The organism is Mycolicibacterium thermoresistibile (assembly GCF_900187065.1).
Classification (GTDB): domain Bacteria; phylum Actinomycetota; class Actinomycetes; order Mycobacteriales; family Mycobacteriaceae; genus Mycobacterium; species Mycobacterium thermoresistibile.
The window spans coordinates 876,860-902,226 of the sequence record NZ_LT906483.1; the positions used below are offsets into that span (position 1 = coordinate 876,860).

20 protein-coding genes are annotated in these 25,367 nt (G+C 69.3%); 11 read left to right on the forward strand and 9 right to left on the reverse strand.

From position 1 onward, the window contains the following. Positions 1-98 precede the first annotated feature (98 nt). Together CKW28_RS03980 and CKW28_RS03985 are read left to right on the forward strand one after the other, a co-directional pair. Positions 99-1,565: an aldehyde dehydrogenase family protein gene (locus tag CKW28_RS03980; RefSeq protein ID WP_040547066.1), complete on the forward strand. Its 1,467-nt coding sequence runs from the start codon at positions 99-101 to the stop codon at positions 1,563-1,565. Beyond that, positions 1,553-3,214, forward strand: coding sequence for a GMC family oxidoreductase (locus CKW28_RS03985; protein WP_003925946.1), 1,662 nt, complete (start codon positions 1,553-1,555; stop codon positions 3,212-3,214). The genes CKW28_RS03980 and CKW28_RS03985 overlap by 13 nt, the downstream gene beginning before the upstream one ends. On the opposite strand, the gene CKW28_RS24415 is transcribed toward CKW28_RS03985, so the two are convergent. Further along, on the reverse strand, positions 3,141-3,374 hold the full coding sequence (locus CKW28_RS24415) for a DUF3060 domain-containing protein (protein WP_353960607.1): 234 nt from the start codon (positions 3,372-3,374) through the stop codon (positions 3,141-3,143). The genes CKW28_RS03985 and CKW28_RS24415 overlap by 74 nt on opposite strands. Here CKW28_RS24415 and CKW28_RS24025 point away from each other — a divergent pair. Beyond that, positions 3,292-3,474 (forward strand): hypothetical protein, encoded by a 183-nt coding sequence (locus CKW28_RS24025; RefSeq protein WP_003925947.1) that lies wholly within the window; start codon positions 3,292-3,294, stop codon positions 3,472-3,474. The two genes, CKW28_RS24415 and CKW28_RS24025, sit on opposite strands and share 83 nt — an antisense overlap. Positions 3,475-3,540: 66 nt before the next feature. Here the strand turns inward: CKW28_RS24025 and CKW28_RS03995 are convergent, their stop codons facing one another. The 3 genes from CKW28_RS03995 to CKW28_RS04005 all read right to left on the reverse strand — a co-directional run bounded on the left by CKW28_RS03995 (position 3,541) and on the right by CKW28_RS04005 (position 7,384). Next, the gene (locus CKW28_RS03995; protein WP_234785012.1) at positions 3,541-3,936 is read right to left on the reverse strand and encodes a DUF4333 domain-containing protein; all 396 of its coding nucleotides are present in this window, start codon (positions 3,934-3,936) and stop codon (positions 3,541-3,543) included. A 319-nt stretch (positions 3,937-4,255) separates the two neighbouring features. Further along, complete coding sequence (locus CKW28_RS04000) at positions 4,256-5,734, reverse strand: neutral zinc metallopeptidase (protein ID WP_003925949.1); 1,479 nt, start codon at positions 5,732-5,734, stop codon at positions 4,256-4,258. A gap of 15 nt (positions 5,735-5,749) precedes the next feature. Next, the gene (locus tag CKW28_RS04005) at positions 5,750-7,384 is read right to left on the reverse strand and encodes a serine/threonine-protein kinase (RefSeq protein ID WP_003925950.1); all 1,635 of its coding nucleotides are present in this window, start codon (positions 7,382-7,384) and stop codon (positions 5,750-5,752) included. Positions 7,385-7,613: 229 nt separating this feature from the next. Between CKW28_RS04005 and CKW28_RS04010 the strand changes: the two genes are divergently transcribed. From CKW28_RS04010 to CKW28_RS04025, 4 genes are all read left to right on the forward strand, one after another. After that, on the forward strand, positions 7,614-8,120 hold the full coding sequence (locus CKW28_RS04010; RefSeq protein ID WP_003925951.1) for an O-acetyl-ADP-ribose deacetylase: 507 nt from the start codon (positions 7,614-7,616) through the stop codon (positions 8,118-8,120). Positions 8,121-8,291: 171 nt separating this feature from the next. Next, complete coding sequence (locus CKW28_RS04015) at positions 8,292-8,606, forward strand: nucleoside triphosphate pyrophosphohydrolase (protein ID WP_003925952.1); 315 nt, start codon at positions 8,292-8,294, stop codon at positions 8,604-8,606. Continuing rightward, on the forward strand, positions 8,603-10,258 hold the full coding sequence (locus CKW28_RS04020; RefSeq protein ID WP_003925953.1) for a nuclease-related domain-containing DEAD/DEAH box helicase: 1,656 nt from the start codon (positions 8,603-8,605) through the stop codon (positions 10,256-10,258). Before CKW28_RS04015 ends, CKW28_RS04020 begins: the two co-directional genes overlap by 4 nt. Positions 10,259-10,303: 45 nt before the next feature. Next, complete coding sequence (locus CKW28_RS04025) at positions 10,304-11,701, forward strand: WS/DGAT/MGAT family O-acyltransferase (protein WP_040547067.1); 1,398 nt, start codon at positions 10,304-10,306, stop codon at positions 11,699-11,701. A 25-nt stretch (positions 11,702-11,726) separates the two neighbouring features. Here the strand turns inward: CKW28_RS04025 and CKW28_RS04030 are convergent, their stop codons facing one another. The 4 genes from CKW28_RS04030 to CKW28_RS04045 all read right to left on the reverse strand — a co-directional run bounded on the left by CKW28_RS04030 (position 11,727) and on the right by CKW28_RS04045 (position 18,538). Further along, entirely contained in the window at positions 11,727-15,116 is a 3,390-nt protein-coding gene (locus tag CKW28_RS04030; protein ID WP_003925955.1) for an ATP-binding protein, read from the reverse strand. Further along, on the reverse strand, positions 15,109-15,879 hold the full coding sequence (locus CKW28_RS04035) for a DUF4194 domain-containing protein (RefSeq protein ID WP_003925956.1): 771 nt from the start codon (positions 15,877-15,879) through the stop codon (positions 15,109-15,111). The genes CKW28_RS04030 and CKW28_RS04035 overlap by 8 nt, the downstream gene beginning before the upstream one ends. Further along, positions 15,876-17,321 carry a DUF3375 domain-containing protein gene (locus CKW28_RS04040; RefSeq protein WP_040547564.1) on the reverse strand — a complete coding sequence of 482 codons (1,446 nt, stop codon included), beginning with the start codon at positions 17,319-17,321 and terminating at the stop codon, positions 15,876-15,878. Before CKW28_RS04040 ends, CKW28_RS04035 begins: the two co-directional genes overlap by 4 nt. Before the next feature lie 188 nt (positions 17,322-17,509). Beyond that, positions 17,510-18,538: a threonine aldolase family protein gene (locus CKW28_RS04045; protein WP_003925958.1), complete on the reverse strand. Its 1,029-nt coding sequence runs from the start codon at positions 18,536-18,538 to the stop codon at positions 17,510-17,512. Positions 18,539-18,688: 150 nt separating this feature from the next. On the opposite strand from CKW28_RS04045, the gene CKW28_RS04050 reads away from it, so the two are divergent. From CKW28_RS04050 to CKW28_RS04065, 4 genes are all read left to right on the forward strand, one after another. Beyond that, positions 18,689-21,082 (forward strand): nitric-oxide reductase large subunit, encoded by a 2,394-nt coding sequence (locus CKW28_RS04050; protein ID WP_003925959.1) that lies wholly within the window; start codon positions 18,689-18,691, stop codon positions 21,080-21,082. Continuing rightward, positions 21,079-21,729 carry a hypothetical protein gene (locus CKW28_RS04055; RefSeq protein ID WP_003925960.1) on the forward strand — a complete coding sequence of 217 codons (651 nt, stop codon included), beginning with the start codon at positions 21,079-21,081 and terminating at the stop codon, positions 21,727-21,729. The genes CKW28_RS04050 and CKW28_RS04055 overlap by 4 nt, the downstream gene beginning before the upstream one ends. Continuing rightward, the gene (locus CKW28_RS04060) at positions 21,729-22,562 is read left to right on the forward strand and encodes a slipin family protein (protein ID WP_003925961.1); all 834 of its coding nucleotides are present in this window, start codon (positions 21,729-21,731) and stop codon (positions 22,560-22,562) included. The genes CKW28_RS04055 and CKW28_RS04060 overlap by 1 nt, the downstream gene beginning before the upstream one ends. A gap of 127 nt (positions 22,563-22,689) precedes the next feature. Then, positions 22,690-22,941, forward strand: coding sequence for a hypothetical protein (locus tag CKW28_RS04065; protein WP_003925962.1), 252 nt, complete (start codon positions 22,690-22,692; stop codon positions 22,939-22,941). Positions 22,942-22,945: 4 nt separating this feature from the next. On the opposite strand, the gene CKW28_RS04070 is transcribed toward CKW28_RS04065, so the two are convergent. Continuing rightward, a complete protein-coding gene (locus CKW28_RS04070; protein ID WP_003925963.1) occupies positions 22,946-25,285 on the reverse strand; it encodes an AAA family ATPase in 2,340 nt (779 codons plus the stop codon). Positions 25,286-25,367: the final 82 nt, after the last annotated feature.

Genomic DNA, 25,367 nt, shown 5'->3' on the forward strand with positions numbered 1-25,367 from the left:
CGTTGACGTGTAAACATCTGATGTTTAACGTTAGGCGTGGCACGCGTCACAGACACGACCCGCCCGCCCGGCGGGCCCAAGCCCAGAAAGGGGCAGGTATGGCAGTTGGCCCGGTCACCCGAGAGGCGATCCCGACGTGGGAGCAGGAGCTTTACATCGACGGGAAGCGCGTTCCAGGCGACGGACATCCGATTCGCGTGCCCAATCCGGCCACCGCTGCCCCGATCGCGACGGTCAACAGCGCCTCGGTCGCCCAACTCGACGCCGCGGTCGCAGCAGCACGACGGGCCTTCGACGAGGGGCCGTGGCCGCGGATGTCACCCAAGGAACGATCCGCGGCGTTACATCGGGTCGCCGACCGGCTCGAACAGCTCCACGCACCGCTCTCGGCAGCGCTGGTAGAGGAGGTCGGAACTCCGATCACCCTGGCGACCACCCTCCAGGCGCAGCTACCGGTGCAGGTGCTGCGGGAGTATGCCGACGCGGCAGCAGATATCGGCGTCACGCACCTCGGGCCACACTTCGATCCGGTACCCAGTTCGAGCTATGTGGCGCGGCGTCCCATGGGAGTCGCTGCCGTCATCGCCGCCTACAACTTCCCGATCCTGCTCGCGATCCGTTCCGCGGGCGCCGCTCTCGCCGCAGGATGCACCGTGGTGCTGTTGCCCAGCCCCCGGACGCCGCTGACCACGTTGTTGCTGCACGACATCTTCAGCGATCTCCCGCCCGGCACCGTCAACACCGTCGTCGGCGGGCCGGAGATCGGCCGGCACCTGACCACCCATCCCGGCGTCGAGAAGGTCGCCTTCACCGGCTCCATGGCGGTCGGCGCGCAGATCATGCGGCAGGCCGCCGACACCGCGAAGTCGTTGTCGCTGGAACTCGGGGACAAATCCCCCGCGGTCGTTCTCCCGGACGCGGACCTCGCAGAGCAGCTGCCCGGCATACTGCTCGGATACCTCGCAAACTCGGGTCAGAGTTGCGGTGCGACAACGCGTTTGATCGTCCCTCGGGAAAAGGTCGAGGAGTTCATCGCCGGGAGTCAGGCCTTCATCGAGGGCGTGCTCGTCGGCGACCCCTGGGATCCTGCCACCGTGATCGGGCCGCTCATCAGGCCCGAACACCGCGATTTCGTCCGCAGTCACGTCGAGAAGGCGATCCGGAACGGTGCCGACGTCATCGCCCGCGGCCGCAGCGTCGACGCGCTCCCCGGCTGGTATCACGAACCGGTGCTGCTCGCCGGTGTCGACAGTCGGGCGGAGATCGCTCAGCAGGAACTGTTCGGTCCGGTGGCCGTGCTGCTGGTCTACGACGATGTCGAAGAGGCCGTGAAACTCGCCAACGACACACCGTACGGCCTGCACGGGAAAGTGTTCACCGCCGACGTCCGCGCCGGGCTGGAGGTTGCGGCCCGAATCCGGGCCGGCAGCGTCCAGGTCAACGGAGGAGGATTCCGCGCGGACGCCCCGTTCGGCGGAATGAAGGCCAGCGGAATCGGCCGCGAGTACGGCATGTGGGGCATTCAAGAATTCTCCGAAGTTCAACACATCCAATGGGCGTGGTGATGATGGGTCGCAGAAGCAATTTGCATGACTACATCGTGGTCGGCGCCGGATCGTCCGGGTGTACGGTCGCGGGTCGGCTCGCCGAGGGGAAGCGACACAGCGTTCTGGTGCTGGAGGCCGGGGGGAGTGACCTCTCGCCATTCATCCGGATACCGGCGGGCCTGATGAGAGTGAATCCGAGGAACTACTGGCATTTCCGACTCGAGCCGGACCCCACCCGCAACGGCGCGGTGGACACCTGGGCTGCCGGCAGGGTGGTGGGCGGCGGCAGCTCGGTCAACGCCATGCTGTGGGTGCGAGGAAACCGAGCCGACTTCGATACCTGGGCCAAACTGGGAGCGCAGGGCTGGGACTACGAATCACTACTGCCCGCCATGCGGTCCCTGGAAACCTGGGAAGGCGGTGCCGATCGATATCGCGGCGGCACCGGACCGCAGCACGTGTCCCGCATCCGGCTGCACCATCCGCTGGTTCAGAAATGGCTCACCGGCGCGGCCCAGACGGGTATGCCGATTCTCGCCGATTACAACGGTGAGTCCCAGTTCGGGGCCGCGTGGTCACAGTTGTCGCAGAAGAACGGTCTGCGACACAGCGCGGCCCAGGCATTCCTGGCGCCGGCCCGACGTCGTGGTGAAGTCGATGTCGAGTCGCATGCGGTGGTGGACAAGGTGATCATCGAAAACGGGCGGGCAGTGGGGGTGGAGTACGTCAGGCGCGGCACCCGCAAGGTTGCCTACGCGGCCAAGGAGGTCATCCTCAGCGCCGGCGCGCTCTGTTCGCCGTTGATTCTGCTGCGTTCGGGTATCGGTCCGGCCGAAGAATTGCGTGACCACGGGATCGACGTGATCGCCGACCTTCCGGGAGTGGGTCGCAACCTGCAAGAGCATCCCGCCATCACCATGACTTTCACCGTCACCGACCGGACCCTGAACCAGGAACTCACTCCGCTGTCGATCCTCAAGGGCGCGTTCGACTTCGTGCTTCGTCGACGGGGTCCGGCAACGGCGCCGTTGTCGCATGCGATGCTCTTCGGTCCTCCGCTGGAGCCCGAAGGCTGGCCGCAGTACCACGTGCTGATGGCCCCGTTGGGCACCGAACAAGAGAAGCCGCACGCCACCCAGGAGGAGGCGGAGCAGAACCGCTACGACAAACAGAACGTGTCACTCTCACGCAACTCGATCGTCAGTGCGTTCATGTCGCCGCTGCATCCCCGCGGGCGCGGCACCGTCCGACTGGGTTCGCCGGATGTCGACGCCACACCGGTGATCGAACATCCCATGCTCGCTGATGAACGCGATGTGGTTGATCTGACTGCTGCCGGCCGTAAGGTTCGTGAGATCTTCCAGTCGCCGGCGATGCGGCCGCACGTCATCGCCGAGAACGCACCGAGCCGCGGAGTGGAGACCGACGATGAGTGGGCGGAGTTCATCCGTAACCACTGCTTCGGCGGATCGCACTGGGTGGGAACCGCGAGAATGGGAGCCGACTCAGACCCGGATGCCGTTGTCGACCCCCAACTTCGGGTACGCGGTGTTTCCGGTCTCCGAGTGGCCGATGCCTCGGTGATGCCGACCCTCACGAGCGGTAACACCAACGCGCCCTGTGTGTTGATCGGCGAGAAAGCCGCTGAGCTGATCCGGGGTCGATAGTTTGCGTCCGCCCCTCACCCCGGCGACACGATGTTGCCGAGCCCGGGCAGTTGCTGTTCGGCTCCCCGGACCGGTAGGTGACCCGGATACCGATCCCGGCCGCGACGATCAGGCCGGCGGACTCGACCGTGATCTCGTTGTGCACTCCCGACGCCGTCAGCGCGGTGGTGTGTCCGGTGACCGTCGCCGTGTTGGTGTCGCCGCCGACGGACACGGTGCAGTCGTCGCTCTCGATGGTGTGCGTCTCACCCTGCCTGTGAACACTGACCCGCTCACCCGGGGCGGCTAGTCGAACCACCGGCGGCGCCCCGCTGTCCGCGCAGCGGCTACCGCGGCCGATCCACCGCATAGGTGCCGGCGTCATCCTGGAACACCACGAGCACTCTGCGGGTCTTGCCGTCGACCACCGCGTCGCAGAAGAACTCCGCCCCGGCCCGCACCACCGGATCCTTGCCGCCGTTGCAGCGGACCGAGGTCAGCCCGTCGACCCCGTAACCGTCGATCGGGTCGAGCAGGATCTCGGCGACGTCCCGCTCCACATCCGACACGTCGAGAACGTTGTCACGCACCGGATTCATCGTGGACAAGCCGACTCCGAGTGCCATCCCGCCGGCCAGCACCACCGCGACACCGGCGGCGAGCCGGCCCGGCGACACAGTGCGGCGGGTCTTCCTACCGGGCGGGGGAGCGGCCGGGGCCGGCGGCTGCGTGATCGTCCGCACCGGCCGGCGGGATGCGTCGCCCCGCGACGGCGCAGCGGGACCGGGGGACGGGGACGGCCGGGACGGCCGGGTCGGCCGACGTGGCATCGGCGGCGGTTCGCGGTTCACGGTGCGCCACCACGGCTCCCCGGCCCCCGACGCGGGCGGGGGTCCCGGGCGCCGGGGCGGCACGGGAGGGGGACGGCGCACAGGCGGGACCGGCGGCGCCGGCGGCCGTCGGAACTCCACCGTCGGATCGTCGGGGCGGGCCCACCGCGCCCGGTCCCGTCCGTCGCGCGGGCCGGTCACCGGTACCTCCGCCGACACCCGGGACCCGCCGTCACGGGAACCTCCGGAAGCAGTCGTCGACGTCCCCGGCCAGCCCGGACCGGAACGCCGAGATCCGGGTGAAACCCGACGGCACCACCCCACCGTTGACGTCGCTGGCCACCACCCCGTTGGTGAGGATCCCCGATACCGCCTCGTCGAGGTCGCCGGTGCCCAGCGTCAACGCCAGATCGTTGCGCTCGGCCATCTGATGCTGGGCCACCCCGGTCAGACACGCGGTGCGCATCGCGGCGACCCCGGACTCCAGGCCCACACCCCGCTCCTGCTGCACCGCAAGCACATAACGCGACACCACCACCGACAGTGCGGTGTTGTCGCCCTGCAGCAGCACCTGCTGGCTCTCGTCGGCCGGGGTGCCGATCCGCCGCAGCGCGGCGAGATCGACGCTGACCGTGTTGCTGTCCGGGCAGTACCGCGCGGGCAGCCCGTCGGGCAGCGGGCAGCCGGACTGGTCGACCTCCAGCGCGGGCGGCGCCGCCGGGGCGAAGATGACGTCGAGCACCTCCATCAGCGACTTCACCGTGTTCTCGGTGATCCGCAGATCGCTGGCCGGGATGCCGGAGTGGAACAGCAACGAGGAAAGCTCACCGCGCCGCTGCTCGATATCGTCGAAATCGATCGCCGCGCAGGCTTCCGCACCCACATCGAAACCCTGTTGCAGGGCGCTGACCCGGTCCAGCGCGGTGCCGTGCGCCTCGGACGGCGGCACCAGCAACCGCACCACCGAGATCGGGTCGCGCATCGCGATCGCCCCGGCGATCACCCGGTCCAGATCGCCGGTGGTGTTCAGGGTGAACCGCGGGGAGTGCCCCTCGGCCACCCAGCGCAGATAGGTGCCGGCCAGACAATCCGCCTGCTGCTCCCCGATCAACGTCGGGGTGTCGGCGTCGACGAGCCGGGCCTGCACCTGCACCGCGTGGCCGTACTCGTGGGCCAGCACCCCGTTGACCGCCATCACCCCGAAGAACGTATTGGCCACCGGCAGCAGGTATTCGCGGTCCCACACCAGCACGTCCCGGGTGCGGCAGTAGGCGGCGTTGTACCTCAGTTCGGCCGCCTCGGCCCCGCACACCGCGGGGCTGCTCGGATCCGACGGGTCGATCGACACCAGCGTCTGCACCGGTGCGAAGGTGCCGGAGAACGCCTCGGGATAGTGCTGCGACCAGAAGTCCTCGATGTCCTCGATGGCCAGCAGCGCCGACCGGTCGATCTCGCCGCCGTCGGAGTTGGTCACCCGCGCCGTCGACCCGGGCAGCGGCACCCGGGGCCCGCTCGGCCCGTCGGTGGTGGGCAGCCCGGCCACCCGGAACGGGTCGTAGCGCATCGACACCGCGCGCCCGTCGAGGACATAGCGCTGACCGCAGCCGGTGCCCGCCAGCACACACAGCACCACCACCGCCAACGCCACCGGAATTCTCGCCCACCGGACGGCGCCGCGCTGCGCGGACCGCAGGGTGGCTGTGGTGGGCATCGGTGAGAGATTCCGTCAGTTGTGGGCAGTGCTTCCGCGTACCGGATGGGTGGTACTCACCAGCTTCGCATAGCAGTCGTTCCGGCCGAGGCCCTGCGCCCGGCACCACGCCAGCGCACCGTCGGGGGTGGCGAACGTGACCGGCACGATCGTCACCCAGTAGTTCGGCGCGTCGAACGTCGACCAGTCACCCGACCACACCAACACCGCGTCGTACCGCTGCCGCAGCAGCAGGTGCTCCTGCAACGTCAACGCGTTGTCCCAGGTCACACCCTTATCGACGATGCCCGGGCGTTTGGAGCTCAGCTGCGGCACCCACCGGTCGGCCAGCCGGTCGGCGACGAAAGCGCGGTCGCCGGCGGCCAGCCGGCGCAGCCGCTGCAGGCTGGCGGCCTCCGGACCGGGCTGGACCGACACCGACGCCGCCGGTCTCGTCGGAGGCGGCGGTGGCGGCGTCGCGGTCACCGTCTTGGTGGACGTGGTGACCGGCGCCGTCTGGATGATCGTGGTCGGCGCGAGCACGGTCGGCAGCTCCGGGGTCACGGCGACCGGCGCGGGCGTGTCCGGGCCGGGCGACATCAACAACCCGATCACCACGCCCGTCGCACCCAGCAGCAACGCGATCCCGACCAGCGCCACCGGCACCATCCAGGTGCGTGCCGCCCCGGACTGCGCGGAGAGCGCGACCGTCGGGCCGGTGTCCTGCGGTCCCGACACGACCGGCCCCGACACGACCGGCCCCGCCGCAACCGGCCCCGCGGCAACCGGCCCCGCCGCAACCGGCGCGGCCATGGTGGCCGCCGCCGGATCGACCCCGCCTGCGGAGGTCAGCGCGCGGCGGGCGGCGCGGGCCAACGCGCCGGCACTGCCGTACCGGTCATCGGGCTGCTTGGCCATGCCGCGGGCGATCACCGCGTCCAGCGCCGCAGGCACCCGCGGATTGGCGGCACCGGCCGCCGGCGGAGGTGTGGAAAGGTGTGCGGCGATGAGGCTTTCGTGGCTGCCGGTGTCGAACGGGGTGTTCCCGGTGAGCGCCTCGTACAGCACACACGCCAGGGCGTAGATGTCGGTCGCCGGGGTGCACGGTTCGTCGTTGAACCGTTCCGGGGCCATGTAGGCCAGCGAGCCGATCTGGGTTCCCGCCAGGGTGAGCCGGCTGTCGCCCTGCATCGCGGCGATCCCGAAATCCACCAGATAGGCGAAGTCGGCGGGGGTGACGAGGATGTTGTGCGGCTTGACATCGCGGTGCACCAGACCCTCGGCGTGCGCGGCGTCCAACGCGTCGGCCACCTGCTGCACGATCTCCACCGCGCGGTCCGGACCAAGCGGCCCGTCGGTGATCAGGTCGTGCAGGGTGCGCCCCTGCACCAACCGCATGTCGATGAACAGGTTGCCGTCGATCTCCCCCCAGTCGTGAATCGGGATGACATGCGGCTCCTGAAGGATCGCCGCGGCGTGCGACTCGCGCAGGAACCGGGTGCGGAACCGGTCGTCCCGGGCGTATTCGGCGCGCAGGATCTTCAACGCGACGGCACGACGCTTCTCGGTGTCGAACGCCTCATAGACCTCGCCCATGCCGCCCCGTCCGAGCAGCGCCGTCAGCTCGTACTTCCCGAACCGCGTCCCGGCCCGGGACTCCGGCCCGCTCATCGGTACCGTCCCGAGGAGCACGCCGGCAGCCCCGCCGGCGTGGTTGCTGCCTTCGGGACCCGCGTACCGGTATCCCGTGATGAGAAGCGTCGAATGCTCGACATGTGGCCCCCCGAATATTTGCCTGTCGTCCGCACCATATCGCGGGGTACCGACAGCCGGACCCGGTTTCCGGCCCCGGTCGCTCATCGGGGGCCAGGGTCCGGCGGGCGGTGCGCATACTGGCGTCATGCCGATCATCACCGCAGTTCAGGGCGACATCACCAAGCAGACCGTGGATGCGATCGTCAACGCCGCCAACCGCGCCATGCGCGGCGGGGGCGGTGTCGACGGGGCGATTCACCGCGCCGGCGGACCGGCGATCCTGCGCGACTGCATCGAGCGGTTCCCGGACGGGCTGGCCACCGGCGACGCGGGCTGGACCACCGCGGGTGATCTGGCCGCGCGCTGGGTGATCCACACCGTCGGCCCGAACTACCGCGCCGGGGAGCGCGACCGGTCACTGCTGGAGTCCTGCTACCGGCGATCGCTGGAGGTGGCCGATGAGCTCGGCGCCGCCACGGTTGCGTTCCCGTTGATCAGCAGCGGCATCTACGGCTGGCCCCGTCACGACGCCATCGCCGCCGCGATCGAGACCATCGGCCTGGCCGACGCCCGGGTCGAGGAAGCCCGGATCGTGGCGTTCGACCTCGACACCTACGAGGCCGTCCGTACGCAGCTGGAACAGCGGACGTAGCTACCTCGGCCGAGCGGAGGTGCTCACTGCCGCGACGACCCTTTCTCGGTCACGTCCGGCCACACACTCGCGCGCCGTCGCTCAACCCTCTCTGACACCCCCTCTGACACCCTGACAGCCCATTGTCGGCGCCATGGGCTACAACTATCGGCAACCGAGGGGGACGATGTCATGGGCAAACTCGTGCGGGACCGCATCCCGGACCTCATCCGGGCCGACGGCCGGACACCGAGGGTGCGGACGCTGAACCGCGCCGAGCTGCGTACCGCCCTGTACGCCAAGCTGGCTGAAGAAGTCGACGAACTGCGGGCCGCTGCCGGCCGGGACGCCGTCATCGAGGAGGCTGCCGACATCCTCGAGGTGCTCACCGCTATCGTCGGCGAATACGACGCCGACCTGGATGGCATCATCGACGCGGCGCGGGCAAAGCGGACGCACCGAGGAGGGTTCGACATGCGGTTGTGGCTGGACGGGGTGGAGCCGTGACCATCACCCCCGACGAGTATCCCCGCCTCAACGCCTCGGAGCGGTCCACCTATCAGGCGCTGGTCGATCAGCTCGAACCCAACGACCTGCTGGTCCCCGGTCAGCGGGTCACCGACCACCTCAAGGACCACGAGGTCGACTTCGTCGTCGGCATCGAGGGCGCAGGCATCGTCTGCGTCGAGGTCAAGGGCGGGGAGGTCTGGCACGACGGCGACGGCTGGCGGCAGAAACGTGGCGGCCGCGAGGTCAGCATCCACCCCGTGCGCCAGGCCCGCGAAGCCTGCTACGCGCTGCGCGACTTCATCGAGAAGGATCCCCGCTGGACGCAGGGCCGGTTGCGGTGGGACCACGTCATCGTGCTGCCCAACACCGAACTACCCGACGACTTCGGTCTGCCGGAATGTCCGCGATGGAAAGTCATCGACCGCAACGACTTACCGAACATCGTCGAGAAACTGCGCTACGTGCTGCTCAATCAGAAGCTCGACCGGCCGCTGCTGACCAAGGAGGGCATCGACCAGCTGGCCACCGCGTTGAGCGGCCGCGGGCTGCCGCAGCGTGACGTCGTCGCCCGCGCCCTGGCCAATGAGGACGCCGCCGACGCGCTCACCGAACATCAGGCCGTCATCCTCGACGCGATCCGGATGCTCAACCGGGTCGAGGTACGCGGGGGAGCGGGCAGCGGCAAGACATTCCTGGCCGTCGAGCAGGCCCGCCGGCTGGCGCAGCGGGGACAACGGGTCGCGCTGGTGTGCTACTCACACGGGCTGGCGTCGTACCTGGAGCGGATCACCGCGTCCTGGCCGCGCCGGCATCGGCCCGCCTACGTCGGCGAGTTTCACGCACTCGGAATGCAGTGGGGTGCACCGGAAGGTCCGGACGAGTCGGTGCGCACCGAGGAGTCGGTGCAGTTCTGGGAGCACGACCTGCCCGCGCAGATGGCCGAGCTGGCCGCCCGGCTCGAACCGGGCCAGCGGTTCGACTCGGTGGTCGTCGACGAGGCCCAGGATTTCGCCGATGCCTGGTGGGATCCCCTGCTGGCGGCGCTGGACGATCCGGTCGAGGGCGGGATCTACGTGTTCTCCGATGAAGGCCAGCGGGTGTTCGACCGCTACGGAGTGCCGCCGGTGCCGCTGGTGCCGTTGATCCTCGACCACAACCTGCGCAACACCCGCCAGATCGCCAGAGCGTTCCAGCCGCTGGTCAACCATCCGATGCGGTTCCGCGGCGGCGACGGCCCGGCCGTGACGTTCATCCCCTGCGACCGGGAGGAGGCGATGGACGTCGGCGACGACCAGGTCGACGCATTACTGGAACAAGGCTGGCGGCCCGAGGACCTCGCGCTGCTCACCACCGGCAGCCGGCACCCCGAACAGGTGGCCCGGCAGGCTGAGGGGCACAAGGCCTACTGGGACACGTTCTGGGACACCGACCAGGTGTTCTACGGCCACGTGCTCGGGTTCAAGGGACTGGAGCGCCGGTGTGTGGTGCTGGTGGTCAACGAGACCGGCAAGTTCGAACGGTCCCGCGAACGGCTCTACGTCGGTCTCTCCCGGGCCCGCGACCAGCTGGTGGTGTGCGGCGATCCGGACTTCATCCGTGCGGTGGGCGGCCCGGATCTGGCGCGACGGCTCAACATCCCTGCCGACTGACCGCGCCGGCGGTTGGACAGGCGGACGCCGGGGTACTGCACGTGCGTGGAGAGGTTGAGCGGCCTCGATGCGGGGCTCTTGTACAGCGAGTCGCCCGCGGTGCCGCTGCACGTGTGCGCGATCGTCGAGCTGGACCCGACGACGGTTCCGGGTGGATACAGCTTCGAGCGCTTCCGGGACGCCCTGGCGGCGCGGATGCGTGCGGTGCCCGAGCTGCGCGCCAAGCTCGCCGACAACCCACTGAATCTCGACCATCCGGTGTGGGTCGAGGACACCACACTGGACCTGACCCGCCACCTCAAAAGGGTCGGCCTGCCGGCGCCGGGCGGCCGACGGGAACTGGCCGACCTCTGTGCCCACATCGCGTCGGTTCCGCTGGATCGCAGCAAACCACTGTGGGAGATGTGGGTGATCGAGAACCTCGGCGGCACAGTGCAGGACGGCACTCCTGCGGACCGCGACGGTCCGATCGCGTTGATGATCAAGGTGCACCACGCCGCGGTCGACGGGGTGTCGGCGGCCAACCTGCTCAACCAGCTGTGTGACCCCGAGCCGGACGCCCCGCAGCGCGACCCGGTCGGCGGCGTCGGTGACGCGACGCCATGGGGGATCGCGGCGGGCGGGCTGCTGCGCTTCCTCACCCGCCCGTTACAGATGGCCAGGATGGTTCCGGAAACGACGTCGACGATCGTCAGGACCGTGGGCCGCGTGGTCACCGGAACGGCGATGGCCGCACCGTTCTCCGCACCGACGACACCCTTCAACGCCCCATTGACCTCGGAGCGCACCATCGCTCTGGCCCAACTGAGCCTGGGCGACGTCAAACTCGTGAAGAACCGCTACGGCGTCACGGTCAACGACGTCGTGATGGCGTTGTGCGCCGGAGCGCTACACGGCTTCCTGCGGGACCGCGAACAGCTGCCGGAGACTCCGCTGACCGCCGTGGTGCCCTCGTCGGTTCGCGACGTGTCTGACCGGCCGGGCCGCAACCAGATCTCGGGAATGTTCTGCGACCTGCACACCGATCTCGACGATGCGTCGCAGCGGCTCCGCGCCATCGCCGAAACGAACGCGAACGCAAAGAAACACAGCTCCGTCCTCGGACCGACGTTGCTGGTCGACGCGGCCGAGATCTTCTCCCGCGCCGGTTTCGGCTGGCTGATCAACCTTCTGTCCCGCACCCCACTGACCCGCGCGACGATCCACAACGTGATCATGTCCAACGTCGCCGGGCCGCCGATGACGTTGTACATCTGCGGCGCGCAGGTGAAAGCGCTCTATCCGCTCGGCCCGATCTTTCACGGTTCGGGTGTGAACATCACGGTGATGTCGAACGACGACAAGATCAACGTCGGCATCCTCTCCTGCCCGCAGCTGGCGGACGACCTGTGGGATCTGGCCGACCGCTTCCAGGTCGAGCTGGACACCCTGCTTCACCGCTAGGTCAACGGGCTCCAGCCGTGGCCACTCACACCCCGGCCGGCACCCGCGACGAGCCCATCTTCTCGCGCAGCGCGGTGAACTCCGAGATGGTCCGGGTCGCCACCGACGCCACCGGCCGGGGATTACGGCCCGTCGCCTCGGTCTTGGACACCATCACCACACTGTCGACGTACGGCTGGATCGTCGTCGCGTTCTGCACCGTCGCCACGATCACCAGCTGGAACCCGAACTTGCGGAACGCCTCCAACGCCTGCTGCGCGAACTGCGGGTCGGACTTGGAGAACGCCTCGTCGAGCATCAGCTGGGCGAACACCGGCCGGTTGTCGCGACTGTCCGGGCTGGCCAGGTTGAAGCTCAGCGCCCCCGCCAGACAGAACGCCATCAGCTTCTCCTGCTCCCCACCGGAGTTGTCGCCCGCGTTGGAATGGGTGCGGATCAGCTCACCGGTGGCGACGTCCCACTCCGCGCAGTCGAAGGTGAACCGGTTGCGCACGTCCAGCGCATCGCGGGTCCAGGCCCGGTCCTCCGGTGTCGTCGACGCCAACCGGTTACGCAGTCGCAGAATGTCGGCGTACTGATCCAGGATCGCCTGCTTGTCGCCCAGCCCGACCTCGGCGATGCGGCGGCTGATCGCCCGCACGATCTCGGTCAGCTCGGCCACCGCCGTCAACTGCCGCGGGGTGGCCCGCAACGTCAGCCGGGTGCCGCGGTTGAACTCCACCGCCCCCAGCCCGGTGTTGACCCGTTCGATCTGCTCGGCGATCCGCCGCGCCTCCTGTTCGGCCACCCGGTGCAGCGTCAGGATCGCGTCCGGCGCCTGCTCGGTCACCAGCCGCATCATCCGCTCGTAGGCCTCGGGCAGCTCCCGCTCGTCGATGTGCCGGCACAACGCCACGTAGTCGTGCACCCGTTCGTCGAACACATCACTGTCGTTGGGGATGGCGTCCGGGAATGTGGTGTCGAAAGTGTTGAGGATGCGGGCCAATTCGTCATACGACCGCCGACGGCTCTCGCGCAGCTGCTCACGCTCCCGCTTGATCGCGGCGAACAACGCCTCCCGGTGCGGCTCCGGATCGAGCAGCTCCAAGCCCACCGGCACCTGCGCGGCGAAGCGCTGCAGCAGCTCGGTCAACGGCTCGGACACGAATCTATGCTCTCCGCGCGAGCGCTCATCGGCAGGCGGCGACAACCGCTCGGCCAGCTCCAACAGCCGGGTGCGTCGCGTGTCCAGCTCGTCGCGGCGGGTCTGCACCGCGCCGCGCCGGGTCATCAGCTTCTGGATCTGCGCCCAGCAGTCCTCCGCCCGCGCGTTGAGCGCATCCAGATCCGGATGCTCGGCCAAAAGCAGCTCATACTGCTCACGCAGCCGGTCGGCATGCCCGTCGGCGGTCTCCACGTCGATCTGGCTCCACTGCGGGAACTGCTCGCAGATCGCCCGGCACGACGCCGCCCAGTCCCGCCACTGCTGCCGCTGCGCGGCGATCTCATCGGCGACCCGGCGCGCCTTCTGGTACGCCTCCTCCGCGGCGGCTAGCTCGACGGTCAACGCGTTGATCTTCGCCGAGACATCGCCCTGGAACAGGTATTCGGACTGGCGCACCGGCCGCCGGTCGTCCTTGATCGCCAGCCGATCGGACTCCTTGTACAGGCCGGTGTCGGTCACCGCACGGCGGAACCGGCCGAACACGTTCGGGTCGTCCACACAGATGTGATCACCGGCCGCGGCGATCACATCGGCGGCCTCCGCCGCACACGGATGGTTCGGGTCGACCACGAACAGCTTGCCGGCCAACGTGTTCGGCTCCGGCTCCACCGGCTCCGCCCCGTACATCCTCGCCCGCACATGATGCAGCGCCAGCCGGCCGCGCATGTTCGTCTCGTTGACGAACCGCAGCACCGCACCCCAGTACGCGTCCGGCACCAGCAGCCGCAACCCGGCGCCGCGCAGCACCTTCTCCACCGCCACCCGCCACCGGGTCTGATCCGGCCGCAGATCCATCAGCTCGGCGATGTAGGGCAACTCCGACGGGTCGACACCGATCGCGGCGCAGATCTGTTCCCGCATCACCAGCGCGAACTCGGGCAGCGACGAACCCACCTTCTCCACCCGGCGCAGCTCCGCGGCGATCTCGTCGCGGGCCAGCCGGGCCGCCTTCTGCGCGTACTCGGCGTCGGTGGACTCCTCCCGGCGCCGCTCGGCCTTGGCCAGCGACTCGGTGGCCTCGGTGAGCAGCCGCTCACGCAGATTCCAGAACTCCTCGGCGGTCTCCGGGATCTCCAGCCCGTGCGCGGTCAGCATGTCCTCATACGCCGTCCGGCGCCGCGACACCTGCTCGGCCTCGGCCTCGGCGGCGGTCAGCTGCGACTGCAGCGGCGCCAGGCTGGCGCTCGACCCGCTGATCTGCGCGGTCAGCGAATCCGCCTCCGCCTTGGCGAGATTCAGTTGCCGCGTGATGTCCTGGTATTCGTTGTCGAGCTGTTCGATGGTGCTGTCGAGCTGGGCGATCTGCTCTGGGCACTGCGCCAGCCGTACATGGTCGGTGTAGGCGCGCACCGTCGGCATGTCGACCAGATCGATGATGCCCAGATCCGACGACTCCGCGGCGTACCGCTGCTGAATCTGCTCGATATCGCCGAGGATCTTGCGTTTGCGCTGCGCGACCGCCAGCAGCTCCCGCGCCTCCACCAGCGGGTCGATCTGCTTGAGCGCCTCCGGCAGCCGTGCCAGGCTCTCCGGCTCGTCGAGCATGAACTCCCGGACGAACTGTTCCAGCCCGCCGACGCTCTTCAGCGATTTGGCCTTACCCAGCAACTGCTGGGCGGCGTCGGAGGCGCGGATCCCGATGGTGGCGTACAGCTGCGCCAGATACTGCGATTCCACCTTGGTGGTGAACCGCCAGCCCCCCTCCTTGAAGACCGACGCGTCGAACCGGCGGGCCGCCCACCGGTTGCACACCTCCTCGATGTCCAGGTCGCCGTCGCCGATCACGAACCGGCTCGAGGAATCGGACCGCGACTCGCCGGTCAACCACTTGAGCACCAGGCCGGTCACCGTGCGTCCGGAGTCGCTGGTGTAGGTGACCGCCACCGCCGACCACGTGGTGCCCTCGCCGCGCAGATACATCACCCGGTTGGTGCCGCCGTCGCTGCGCTGCCCCCACGCGCCCCGCACGTACTTGTCGACGGTGCGCCGGCCGGCGCTGGACCCGGCGGCGGTCTGATCACCCGAGGCGTTGAAGTTGCGCCGGTTGAACGGCAGGAACCCCAGCGAGATCGCGTCCAGCAGAGACGATTTCCCGCTGCCCGAGGCGCCGGCGATCAACGCGCCGCCGGGCGAGAACGGGATCGAGTGGTAGCCGTCGAACACCCCCCAGTTGATGACCTGCAACCGGGACAGGTGGAACTGTTCAGTCAACGACCTCAACCTCTTCGTCCAGACGGTCCTCGAGATCCTGCGGCGCCCCGTTCCCCGACTCGGGGGCGTCACCGTTGCGGGACTCGGGCGGCCCGCCGCGCTGCAGCTGTTCGAACTGCTGTTGCAGCTCGCTGATCACCGACGCGGTCATGATCGCGGTGATCACCGGGCTGATGGTGTAGCTGTCCTCGTCGTCGCGGTTGCGCCGCAGGATCTCCAGGCTGGTCAGCCGGGCGATCGCGCCGTCGATGCGGGCCGCGAACGTCACCGCGTCACGGTCGGTGTCGTTGAGCACCCCGGAGAACAGCGCGTGCATCTCCTCCCGGCTGATCACCACCTTCTGCCCGCCGGCCGCACGCATCATCTGCGCCAGGTGCAACGCCAGGATCGAGTCGTAGGTGCCCAGCGGTTCGCGGCGCAGCAGCTTCACCCCGCGCGCGGACTCGTAGCGGGCCTGCTCGACGAACGCGACATCGCCATTCTCGTACGGGCTTTCGACGATCCGCAGCAGCAGATCCAGCTCCGAGAGCCGCACCCGGAGCTGATCGCGGTACTCCAGCACCCACGAGTACAGATCGGGTTCGGTCTCCGCGCTGATGTAACGCCGCGTCAGCAGATGCTGCAACGCCCAGCAGGCGCGGTCGGGCAGCTCCGACACATCGCCGTCGAACCGGGGCCGGCGCTGCTGCGGCGGCCGCGGGTTCTGGTTGACCTCCGGCAGCTGCGAGAACGCCGCGAGATCGGCTTCCTGATCGGTTGTCACGAGAGAGCTCCAGCCAGAGTGATCGGTTCGGTGAACATCAGATTCGGAACCTCGATGGCGCGGTCACGGCCGTCCGGGGACCGGAACCGCACCCAGGTCGACGGGCAGTCCCCGTCCACGCCGGGCTGTTTGAGCGCCCACGACCACAGCACGATGACATGCCCCAGATAGGCGCCCTGCCCGGCGCCGTCGACCAGGTCCACCGCCTGCGGCAGCGACACCGGACCGGAGGCCAGCTCGGTGTTGAGCCGCTCGGCCATCGCGGTGGCGTCCACCTGGGTGGTCAGCGCCGCGAAGCTGCTCAGGTCGACCTCACCGCCGGCCGGTTCGGCCGGTTTGGGCACCGACAGGTCACTGATCTTGAAGCTCAACGCGCCGACGGAACTGATTGCGTGCCGGGTCAGCGGCACCTCGATGTCCAGCCGGGAGTCGGCCAGCGACGTCTTCAACAGGGCGCGGGCCGCGGCGATCGCCTCGTTGAGCTGGCGCGCGATGCCGCGGCTCTGCTCCAGCGTGCCGAAGGCGGTGAACCGTTTGATTCGCTGGGCGCAGCGCTGCTGGATGCGCTCCACCTCGTCGATCTGATGGCCGACCAGCTCGAAGAACCCGGTCATCACCTTGCGCAGCTGCGGGTCCAGCGCCGGCAGCGCCTCGGCGACCGCCGCCACATCGGCCTCGAACTCGGCCCGCTGGTCCGGATCGTTGACCATCCGCAGGAACGCGCGGTGGCTGTCGCGGCCCGAGCTCTCCCAGGCGGCCTGATAGTCGGCGTACAACCGACGCTGGCGTTCCCGGTAGGCGGCGTTGCTGTCGATGGGTTCGTCCAGCGCGGCGGTGGCCTGCTCGATCATCGTCCCGTACTGGCCGATGTCGGTGATGATGCGCTCCATCTGCAGTGCGATCGCGCGGGCCTCGTCGTAGCAGTCGGTGACGTCGGGCTCCGGGCGTTCGCCGGCCTCGAGCGCCTCCAGCTCGGCCTGCAGCGCGGCGATCTGGGCCTCGATGTCCTTGCGGATCCGGGCCGGATCGCCGCCGACCCGGATCGCAACCTGCTTGAGCCGGGCCGCGATGCCGTTGATCGACCCTCCGGTGGCGATGGTGTCGTTGCGACGCAGCCCGCGCAGGAAGTCCAGCGCCCGGCGGGCGTCCTGGGTCAGATAGCAGACGTTCTGCCCGGTGCGGTCGTCGACGATGCGGTGCAGCCAGCCCTGGCTGGCCCAGTTCTTGATCAGCGCCAGACCGGATTGCCCGTCCGGGTGGTCGTCCAGCTCGGCGAGATCCCGCTCCAGCCGGATCACCAGTTCGGTCTCGGCGACCACACCCTCGTTGAGGTGGCGTTCCATCAAGGTGGCGTACAGCCCCAGGTTGTGGGTGGCCAGCAACCGGATGGCGCGCGATCCCTGCAGCTCACGGTTCATGCCGAGCAAATCGGCCGCCGACATCCCCCTGTTGTCGTCCACCAATTGGTCCTCGATGTCTCCTTCTGCTCCGATCAGACGGTCCAAGATAGCGCGCCGGCTCCACCCGCCACTCACCACGGCGCGAGCGTCCGGGTTTGCACGGCGACACGCCGGTGGAAGGTGTGCAGACACGGACGCTCGCGGGCCCGTCGCGGGCCGTCGGGGGGCTGTTACAGCAGATCGCGCAGCGTCGCCAGCGCAGCGTCGACGTCGCGTTCGGTGGTCGCCCATGAGCACACGAACCGCACCACCGGCTCGAGAGGATCGGGCCGGTGCACCGCGTAGAGCTCGCTGAACCGCCGCTGCACCCCGGGATCGAGCGTGACGAACACCTCGTTGGCGTCGGTCGGGCTCGCCAACCGCAACCCCAGCGCGGTCAGGCCGGCGCTGAGCCGGGCCGCCATCGCATTGGCGTGCCGCGCGGTGTCCAGCCACAGCCCGTCGGCGAAGAACTCCCGGAACTGCGCGGCGATGAAGCGTTGTTTGCTGGCGCGTTGCCCGATCTGCTTCTGCACGTAGTCGATCCCCGGAAAGTGCGCCGGGCGGCGCACCAGGATCGCATCCCCGAACACCATCCCGTTCTTGGTGCCGCCGACGGTCACGATGTCGGCGTCACCGATCGCCTGCGACGGGGAGACATCGAGGGCGGCAACCGCATTGGCGATCCGTGCGCCGTCGACGTGGACCAGCAGATCCAGCCGGTGGGCGTGGTCGACGAACTCGGCGATCGTCTCCGCCGGCCACACCCGGCCGTTCTCGGTGGACTGGGTGATGCTGACGAGGCGCGGCTGGGAGTGGTGCACCGGTCCGCGCCGCGTCACCCGCCGGTCCAGCTCCGCCGGCGAGATCAGCCCGTCGACGCTGGGCAGCGGGGTCAGCTGCGCGCCGGACAGCCGCACCGGGCCGCCCGCCTCGTCGAGCAGCACGTGAGCGATGTCGCTGCACAGCATCTCCTGCCACGGCCGCACCGCCGAGGTCAGCGAGATGACATTGGCGGCGGTGCCGGTGAAGGTGAACAGCACCTCGGCGTCGGGGGAGTCGAACACCGACCGCAGGGTGTCGACGGCCTGTTCGGTGACCTCGTCGTGGCCGTAGGCCGCCACGGCGCCCGTGTTGACCTCGTGCAGCGCTGCGAGCGCGCGGGGATGGGCAGGGGCGGCATTGTCGGAGGCGAAGGTGGCGGCGGGCACGTCGCCCATTGTGCTCGACGCCTGAGCCGACGCCGTGGGAGAAGCCAGGGCGGTGATCCGGCAGATCAACGCCGGGAATGCCATTCCGCGGCGAGGACCGCCGGATTGGTCTACCTTCCCTGCAAGGGCGCGCGATCGTGAATCCCGCGGGGGTGTGCAATGGCCGAGCGGTCCACCGGGTCTGCGACCAAGACAGAGCTTGCCATCTCAAAGGGCTGGGTGCAGGGCGTCGCCCTGGTCTTCGTGTTCGGCTTCCTGGTCATGGGGCTGCTCGCCGCGCGGACCTACAGCGACTCCATGCCGCTGCCGCAACGGGTCGTCGGCCCCACCGGCGAGACCGTCTTCACCGAGCAGGAGATCACCTCGGGGCAGCAGATTTTCCTGCGCCGCGGCCTGCAGCAGTACGGCTCGGTGGTGGGCCACGGCGGCTACCTCGGTCCCGACTACACCGCGGAATACCTGCGGCTGTCCGCCGACCGCGTCGCCGACGCACTGCGCGACCGCGGCGTGCCGGATCCGACCACGGCCGTCGTCGAGATGATGCGCACCAACCGCTACGACGAGGCCACCGGGACACTGCAGTTCACCGCCGAGCAGGTCGAGGCGTTCGAGGCGATCCGCGACCACTACGCCGACGTCTTCGGCACCGACTCCACCGAATACGGCCTGATCCCGCGGGTCATCACCGACCCGCAGGAAATTCACGACCTCACAGCGTTCTTCAGCTGGACGGCCTGGGCCAGCGCGGCGCAGCGGGAGGGACACGCCTACTCCTACACCAACAACTGGCCACCCGAACAGCGCGTCAACAACACCCCGACCGCCGACATCCTGGTCTGGTCGGCGATGTCGCTGGTCGCGCTGCTGGCCGGGCTCGGCGCGTTGTTCGCGCTCTACGGACGCTGGAGCCGCAGAATCGGCTGGCATGCCGCTGAAACCCCGTCGCTGGCGTTCCGGCAACCCGGCGAGGTGGCGATCACGCCGTCCCAGAAAGCGACCGCGTGGTTCTTCCTCGTCGTCGCCGTGCTGTTCCTGGGCCAGGCGGTGCTGGGCGGCGCCATCGAGCACTACCGCGCCGACCTCAGCAGCTTCTTCGGGCTGGACCTCGCGCGGATCCTGCCGTTCAACCTCGCCCGCACCTGGCACGTGCAGCTGTCGCTGCTGTGGACGGCGGCCGCGTTCCTGGCGGCGGGCATCTTCCTGGCGCCGATCATCTCCGGGCGGGAACCGCGACGGCAGTCCTGGCTGGCCTACGGGCTGCTCGGCGCGCTGTTCGTCGTCGTCGCGGGCACCCTCACCGGTACCGCGCTGAGCACCTTCGGCGTCGAGTGGGCCAAGGGCTCCATCTTCTTCGACCAACAGTGGGAATACCTCGACCTGCCGCGGTTCTGGCAGATCCTGCTCGTCGTCGGGCTGTTCCTGTGGATCGCGATCATCTTCCGCTCGATCCGCTCCCGGCTGAGGACCGAGAGCAAACTGAACATGCCGTGGCTGTTCCTGTACGCCGGCCTGGCCATCCCGGCGTTCTACGCGGTCGGCATGCTCGCCACCACCCAGACGCATCTGACGGTGGCCGAGTTCTGGCGGTTCTGGGTGGTGCACCTGTGGGTCGAGGACTTCCTCGAACTGTTCACCACGGTCATGGTCGCCTACATCTTCGTGATGCTCGGCGTGGTGCGCCGCAAGATCGCCATCCAGTTGATCTTCCTCGACGTCATCCTCTACTCGGCGGGCGGCGTCATCGGCACCATGCACCACCTGTACTTCTCCGGCACACCCGTCGAACACATGGCCCTCGGCGCGTTCTTCTCCGCGATGGAGGTCATCCCGCTGACCTTCCTCACCGTCGAGGCGTGGACGTTCCTGCAGCTCGGCTCGCGGCAACAGTCGCGCAGCCGCGCCCCGTTCCCACACCGGTGGGCGGTGATGTTCCTGGTCGCGGTCGGCTTCTGGAACTTCCTGGGCGCCGGGGTGTTCGGATTCCTGATCAACCTGCCGGTCGTGTCCTACTACCAGATCGGCACCGCGCTGACCGCCAACCACGCGCACGGCGCGATGATGGGCGTCTACGGCATGCTCGCCGTCGGGCTGGCGCTGTTCGCGTTGCGCTACATCATCCCGGCGCAACGCTGGCCCGACAAACTGGCCAAGGTGTCGTTCTGGAGCCTCAACATCGGGCTGGCATGGATGGTGTTCGCCACCCTGCTGCCGCTGGGCGTGCTGCAGCTGTGGCACTCGGTCAACGACGGCTACTACGAGGCCCGCACGTTGGGCTATCTCACCCAGACCGGGAACGCGGTGCTGGAATGGCTGCGCCTGCCCGGGGACTTCCTGTTCATCCTCGGCGGCGTGCTGCCGTTCCTGTGGATCGCCTGGCTGGGCGTCCGGTACGGGATCAGGGCGACCACCCACACGCTGCCGCCCGAGACACTGTTCGTCGAGGAGCACGCCGAGGCCGCCGAGGACCGCACCGGGCTGGCGGTCGCCGCCACCAGCCGCTACGCCTCCGACCGCCGGGTCACCCCCGACGCCGAGCCGAGGGGCGGGCCGTGACCGCGGACATCGGCGCCGGCGCGTGGCTGGCGATCGGTTACTCCGGACTGCTCGTCGTGATCGCCTACGGCATCGACACTTTCGCCCGCCGGGCGGCGGCCAAGGTCGAGCAGCACCGCACCGGCGGGTTCGTCTACCACGAGGACCACGACGCGTGGCTGTGCCCGCAGGACCAGTGGTTGTGGCCGACCTCGTTCGATCCGGACAACCGGGTCATGCGGTACCGCGGTCGGCCGTCGATCTGCAACGCCTGCCCGGTCAAGCACACCTGCACCGGTTCCGACGACGGCCGCGAGGTGAGCCGCGCGGTGGACAGCTGGCCGGCCTCGGAGGCCGCACGCTTCCACCGCGGAATCGCCTGTGCCGTCAGTGTGATCGCGGTGATCTGGCCGCTGGCCGCGGCACCGGCGGCCGACACCGCGCCCGAGGCGCTGCTGTTGGCCGGGTGTGCGCTGGCGGCCGGACTGCTGTCGCTGCCGCTGTGGTCACACCTGCGCCGCACGCCGGCCGTCCCCGCCGGAGTGGTGTTCCGGTCACTTGACGACAACCTCGAGGAACGGAAGCGGTTGGCCGAGGCGGAATCCCGCCGCCGCACTTCCTACGCGTCGGATCGCCGACCGGATGGCCAGTCGCGAGAGGTGTTCTGATGAGCGGGTGGCCGGCAGTCGTCATCGTCCTCGCGGTGGTGGTGTCGGCGGTGGCCGTCGCCTCGCTGCGGATCGTCAAGGAGTACGAGCGCGGGGTGGCGTTCCGACTCGGCCGGCTGCGCGGACCGCTCGGCCCCGGCATCGTCGTCGTGCTGCCCGGCATCGACAAGATGGTGCGCGTCGACCTGCGCACGGTGACCCTGACCATCCCACCGCAGGAGGTCATCACCCGCGACAACGTGACGGCCCGCGTCAACGCCGTCGTGCTGTTCCGGGTGACCGATCCGGTGAAATCGGTGATGGCGGTGGAGAACTTCGCGGTCGCGACATCGCAGATCGCCCAGACCACGCTGCGGTCGGTGGTGGGGCGCGCCGACCTCGACACCCTGCTCGCGCACCGCGCCGACCTCAACGAGGACCTGGCCGCCTCGATCGCCAGGCAGACCGAGCCGTGGGGGATCAGGGTGGAGGTCGTGGAGATCAAGGACGTCGAGATCCCCGAGATGATGCAGCGCGCGATGGCCCGGGAGGCCGAGGCGGAACGGGAACGACGGGCGAAGGTGATCAGTGCGCGCGGCGAACTGCAGGCGTCGGCCGAACTCCGCGACGCCGCGGTGACCCTCAGCGAGAGTCCGGCGTCGCTGCAACTGCGTTATCTGCAGACCCTGCTCGAACTGGGTGCGGATCAGAACTCCACCGTGGTGTTCCCGTTGCCCATCGACATCATCGGCCCGTTCGTCGAAGGGGTGCGCCGGATCCGGGCCGAGGGACTGCAGCAGGACGCCCCGGGCGACGGCGTTCCCCACATCAGGAGGGTGAGATCCGATGAGTAGCACCGCACCCGAGCCGGGCGTGGACGAACCCGACACCGGCGCCGACCCCGGCCTCGGTAGAGCCCCAGATGACAGGGCTCCAGATGACAGGGTTCCAGACGACAGGGCTTCAGGTGACGGTCGTCCCGTGGTGCTCGAACCCACCCCGCCCGGCATGTGGGGCATGATGCTGGGCACGGCCGTCGCCGTGCTGGCTCCGCTGTTCGGCTTCCTGGTGGGCGGAATGTTCGGGCCCGGCACGACGGGCGACACCGTCGACCCGATGTTCCTGTCACTGTTCACCGGCATCGTGATCGGCGGTGTCGGCCTGCTGGTGGCCATCGCGGGCGGCGCGCGGCTGTGGCGGCACTTCCACCACCGCGACGCCACCGACACCTGAACCGTCAGCGGGCGTTGAGCCAGGCGAAGAACTCGTCGGCGCAGAACACCGGCTTACCGTATTCGGCGGCCTTGCGGGCCTTTCCGGACTGGGTGCCGACCTCGGCGGTGACCAGCACATCGCAGCGGGTCTTCGTCACGTTCTTCACCGGGGTCAACCCCGCCGACGCGGCCAGCTTCTCCATCTCCTCGCGCTCGACGGTGCGACCGGTGTCGTCCTGCACGGTGCCGGTGAAACAGATCCGCGCACCGGGTGTCAGCACGGCCGCGATGTCGGGACGCTGCCCGTCGGCCGCCGCGATGTCGAACCGCACGCCCAGCAGCCGGCCCGCCTCGCCCAGCCGCGCCGCCACCTCGGCCGGCAGCGCCACCCGCGCGGCCGCGGCCCGCAGCTGATCGGCCACCGCCTGCCGGGCCGCGGCATCCCACGACGAGTCCAGGTCGTGCGCCGGGGCGGGCTCGCCCAGCAGCACCGCGCTGACGTCGCGGCTGACCCGCAGCAGTGCCGACAATCCCGGCAGGTGCTCGGCCGCCGGGGTCGGCACCTCGGGGTCACGGCTGAGCAGAAGTCCCGACGACGCCACCGATTCCGGTTCGTCGAACGCCGACGACCCGTCCTCCCCGTCGAGCCCGCGGTGCGCGGCCAACGCCGACCGGGCCCGCTCCAGTGCGGTGCGGCCGGTGATCCGCGCCCCGCGCAGCTCGACCCCCAACGGCATCGCCGTCACATGGCCGAGCCGTTTGAGCTCGAAGTCGACCAGGCCCAGCTGCTCGTCCACCCCGGCCCCGACCGGGGTGCAGCCGGCCAGCATCGGCGCGATCACGGCCCACGCCTCGGCCAGCGTGGGCGCCAGCAACACATCGGACACGCTGATCCCGAACGCCGTTCGCGCATCGGCGAGATCGCGCTGCGGGTTGATCAACGTGCTGATGGCGGTGCCGTCGTCGAACGCCACCGCCAGCTCCACCGGCCGTGGCCGCGACATCCGCCCCTCGTCCCCGACCGTCAACAGCCCGAGCGCGCAGTAGCGCCGGGCACCCGGCCCACCGCCCGAGGTGCGCAGGAACCGGGCGACCCGCCGGTCGGTCTTCAGATCCTTCGGCAGCACCGGGCGCCGGAGCACCAGCCCGGACAACGACGTGCAGCGGCTCAGCGCCACATACAGCTGGCCGGTCGAGAACATCCCGCCGGACAGGTCGACGATCACCCGGTCCAGGGTCTGGCCCTGGCTCTTGTGGATGGTGATCGCCCACGCCGGCTTGAACGGCAGCTGGGTGTAGGAGCCGACGACCTGCCGGCCCAGCGACGAACCGGACACCACCGGCCGGGTGGCCTCCCAGGTGTAGGGCGCCACCTCGGCGACCGACCCGTCGCGGAACTCCACCTCCACGACCGCGCCGTGCCGGTCGTAGCCCACCCCGACCACCCGGCCGACGCTGCCGTTGACCCAGCGGTTGAACGGGTCGTTGTTGAGCATCATCACCTGCGCGCCGACCTTGAACCGCAGCGTCTCCTCGACCGGCGGGTCGAACAACGATAGATCACCGGAGGTGCGGGCGTGGTGGGTCATCTCGTCCCCGGGCAGCCGCTCCAGCTGTTGGCGGTTGCGGGCCGTCACCAGCCGGTTGGTCGGCGCCAGCGTCAACCAGAACTCGTCGTCGGGCGGCACAAAATCCTTGTCGGCGCGGGCGTTGAGCTGCTCCTGCGCGTGGCCGAGCAGCACACCTTCGCGGATCTCGTTGAGGATCGCGGTCATCCGGTCGTCCCCGAGCTGGCGGAACACCGTCGTCAGCGACACGGTGGGGAAGTCCCCGCGCCGGAACGAGTGCGCCGAGAAGAAGTACGGCGTCTCGTAATACGGTGCGCCGGAAAAGAACACCGCCTCGTGCTCGTTGACCACCGGCGGCAGCTGATACAGATCGCCGACCAGCACGACCTGCACCCCGCCGAACGGTGCGCCCGGCTGCGGGCCGTAGCGCCCCAGGGCGGCCGCCACCATGTCGAACACGTCGGCGCGCAGCATCGACGCTTCGTCGATGATCAGCGTCTGCAGCGACGCCAGCGTCCTGGTGAACCGGCCCGGCCGGTAGCCGCCGGACCGGACGTCGTCGAGGGTCGTGGTGGTGCGGAACCCGAACAGCCGGTGGATGGTGTGACCGTCGACATTGAGCGCGGCGATCCCGGTGGGTGCCACCACGACGACATTGCGGTCGGTCTCGGCCATGAACAGCCGGATCAGCGTCGACTTGCCGGTGCCGGCCTTACCGGTGAGGAACAGGTTGCTGCCGCCGGCGAGCAGATCGAGTGCGTGGCGGAATTCGTCGGTGACAACGATCCCGGACATGGCCGCACTCTAGCCCCGGCCCGCTCGACGGATCCTGTCGGTGGGCCGGTACCCGCCCCACCGGGGCTGGGGGAGGACCTCG

What these genes read in the sequence shown, in the direction of transcription:
- CKW28_RS04060 (WP_003925961.1), top strand. Translation starts at nt 21,729, where the DNA reads ATGAGCGGGTGGCCGGCAGTCGTCATCGTCCTCGCGGTGGTGGTGTCG.
- CKW28_RS04050 (WP_003925959.1), top strand. Translation starts at nt 18,689, where the DNA reads ATGGCCGAGCGGTCCACCGGGTCTGCGACCAAGACAGAGCTTGCCATC.
- CKW28_RS03985 (WP_003925946.1), top strand. Translation starts at nt 1,553, where the DNA reads ATGGGCGTGGTGATGATGGGTCGCAGAAGCAATTTGCATGACTACATC.
- CKW28_RS04000 (WP_003925949.1), bottom strand. Translation starts at nt 5,734, where the DNA reads ATGCCCACCACAGCCACCCTGCGGTCCGCGCAGCGCGGCGCCGTCCGG.
- CKW28_RS04070 (WP_003925963.1), bottom strand. Translation starts at nt 25,285, where the DNA reads ATGTCCGGGATCGTTGTCACCGACGAATTCCGCCACGCACTCGATCTG.
- CKW28_RS03980 (WP_040547066.1), top strand. Translation starts at nt 99, where the DNA reads ATGGCAGTTGGCCCGGTCACCCGAGAGGCGATCCCGACGTGGGAGCAG.
- CKW28_RS04040 (WP_040547564.1), bottom strand. Translation starts at nt 17,321, where the DNA reads ATGTCGGCGGCCGATTTGCTCGGCATGAACCGTGAGCTGCAGGGATCG.
- CKW28_RS04010 (WP_003925951.1), top strand. Translation starts at nt 7,614, where the DNA reads ATGCCGATCATCACCGCAGTTCAGGGCGACATCACCAAGCAGACCGTG.
- CKW28_RS04005 (WP_003925950.1), bottom strand. Translation starts at nt 7,384, where the DNA reads ATGAGCGGGCCGGAGTCCCGGGCCGGGACGCGGTTCGGGAAGTACGAG.
- CKW28_RS04015 (WP_003925952.1), top strand. Translation starts at nt 8,292, where the DNA reads ATGGGCAAACTCGTGCGGGACCGCATCCCGGACCTCATCCGGGCCGAC.
- CKW28_RS04045 (WP_003925958.1), bottom strand. Translation starts at nt 18,538, where the DNA reads ATGGGCGACGTGCCCGCCGCCACCTTCGCCTCCGACAATGCCGCCCCT.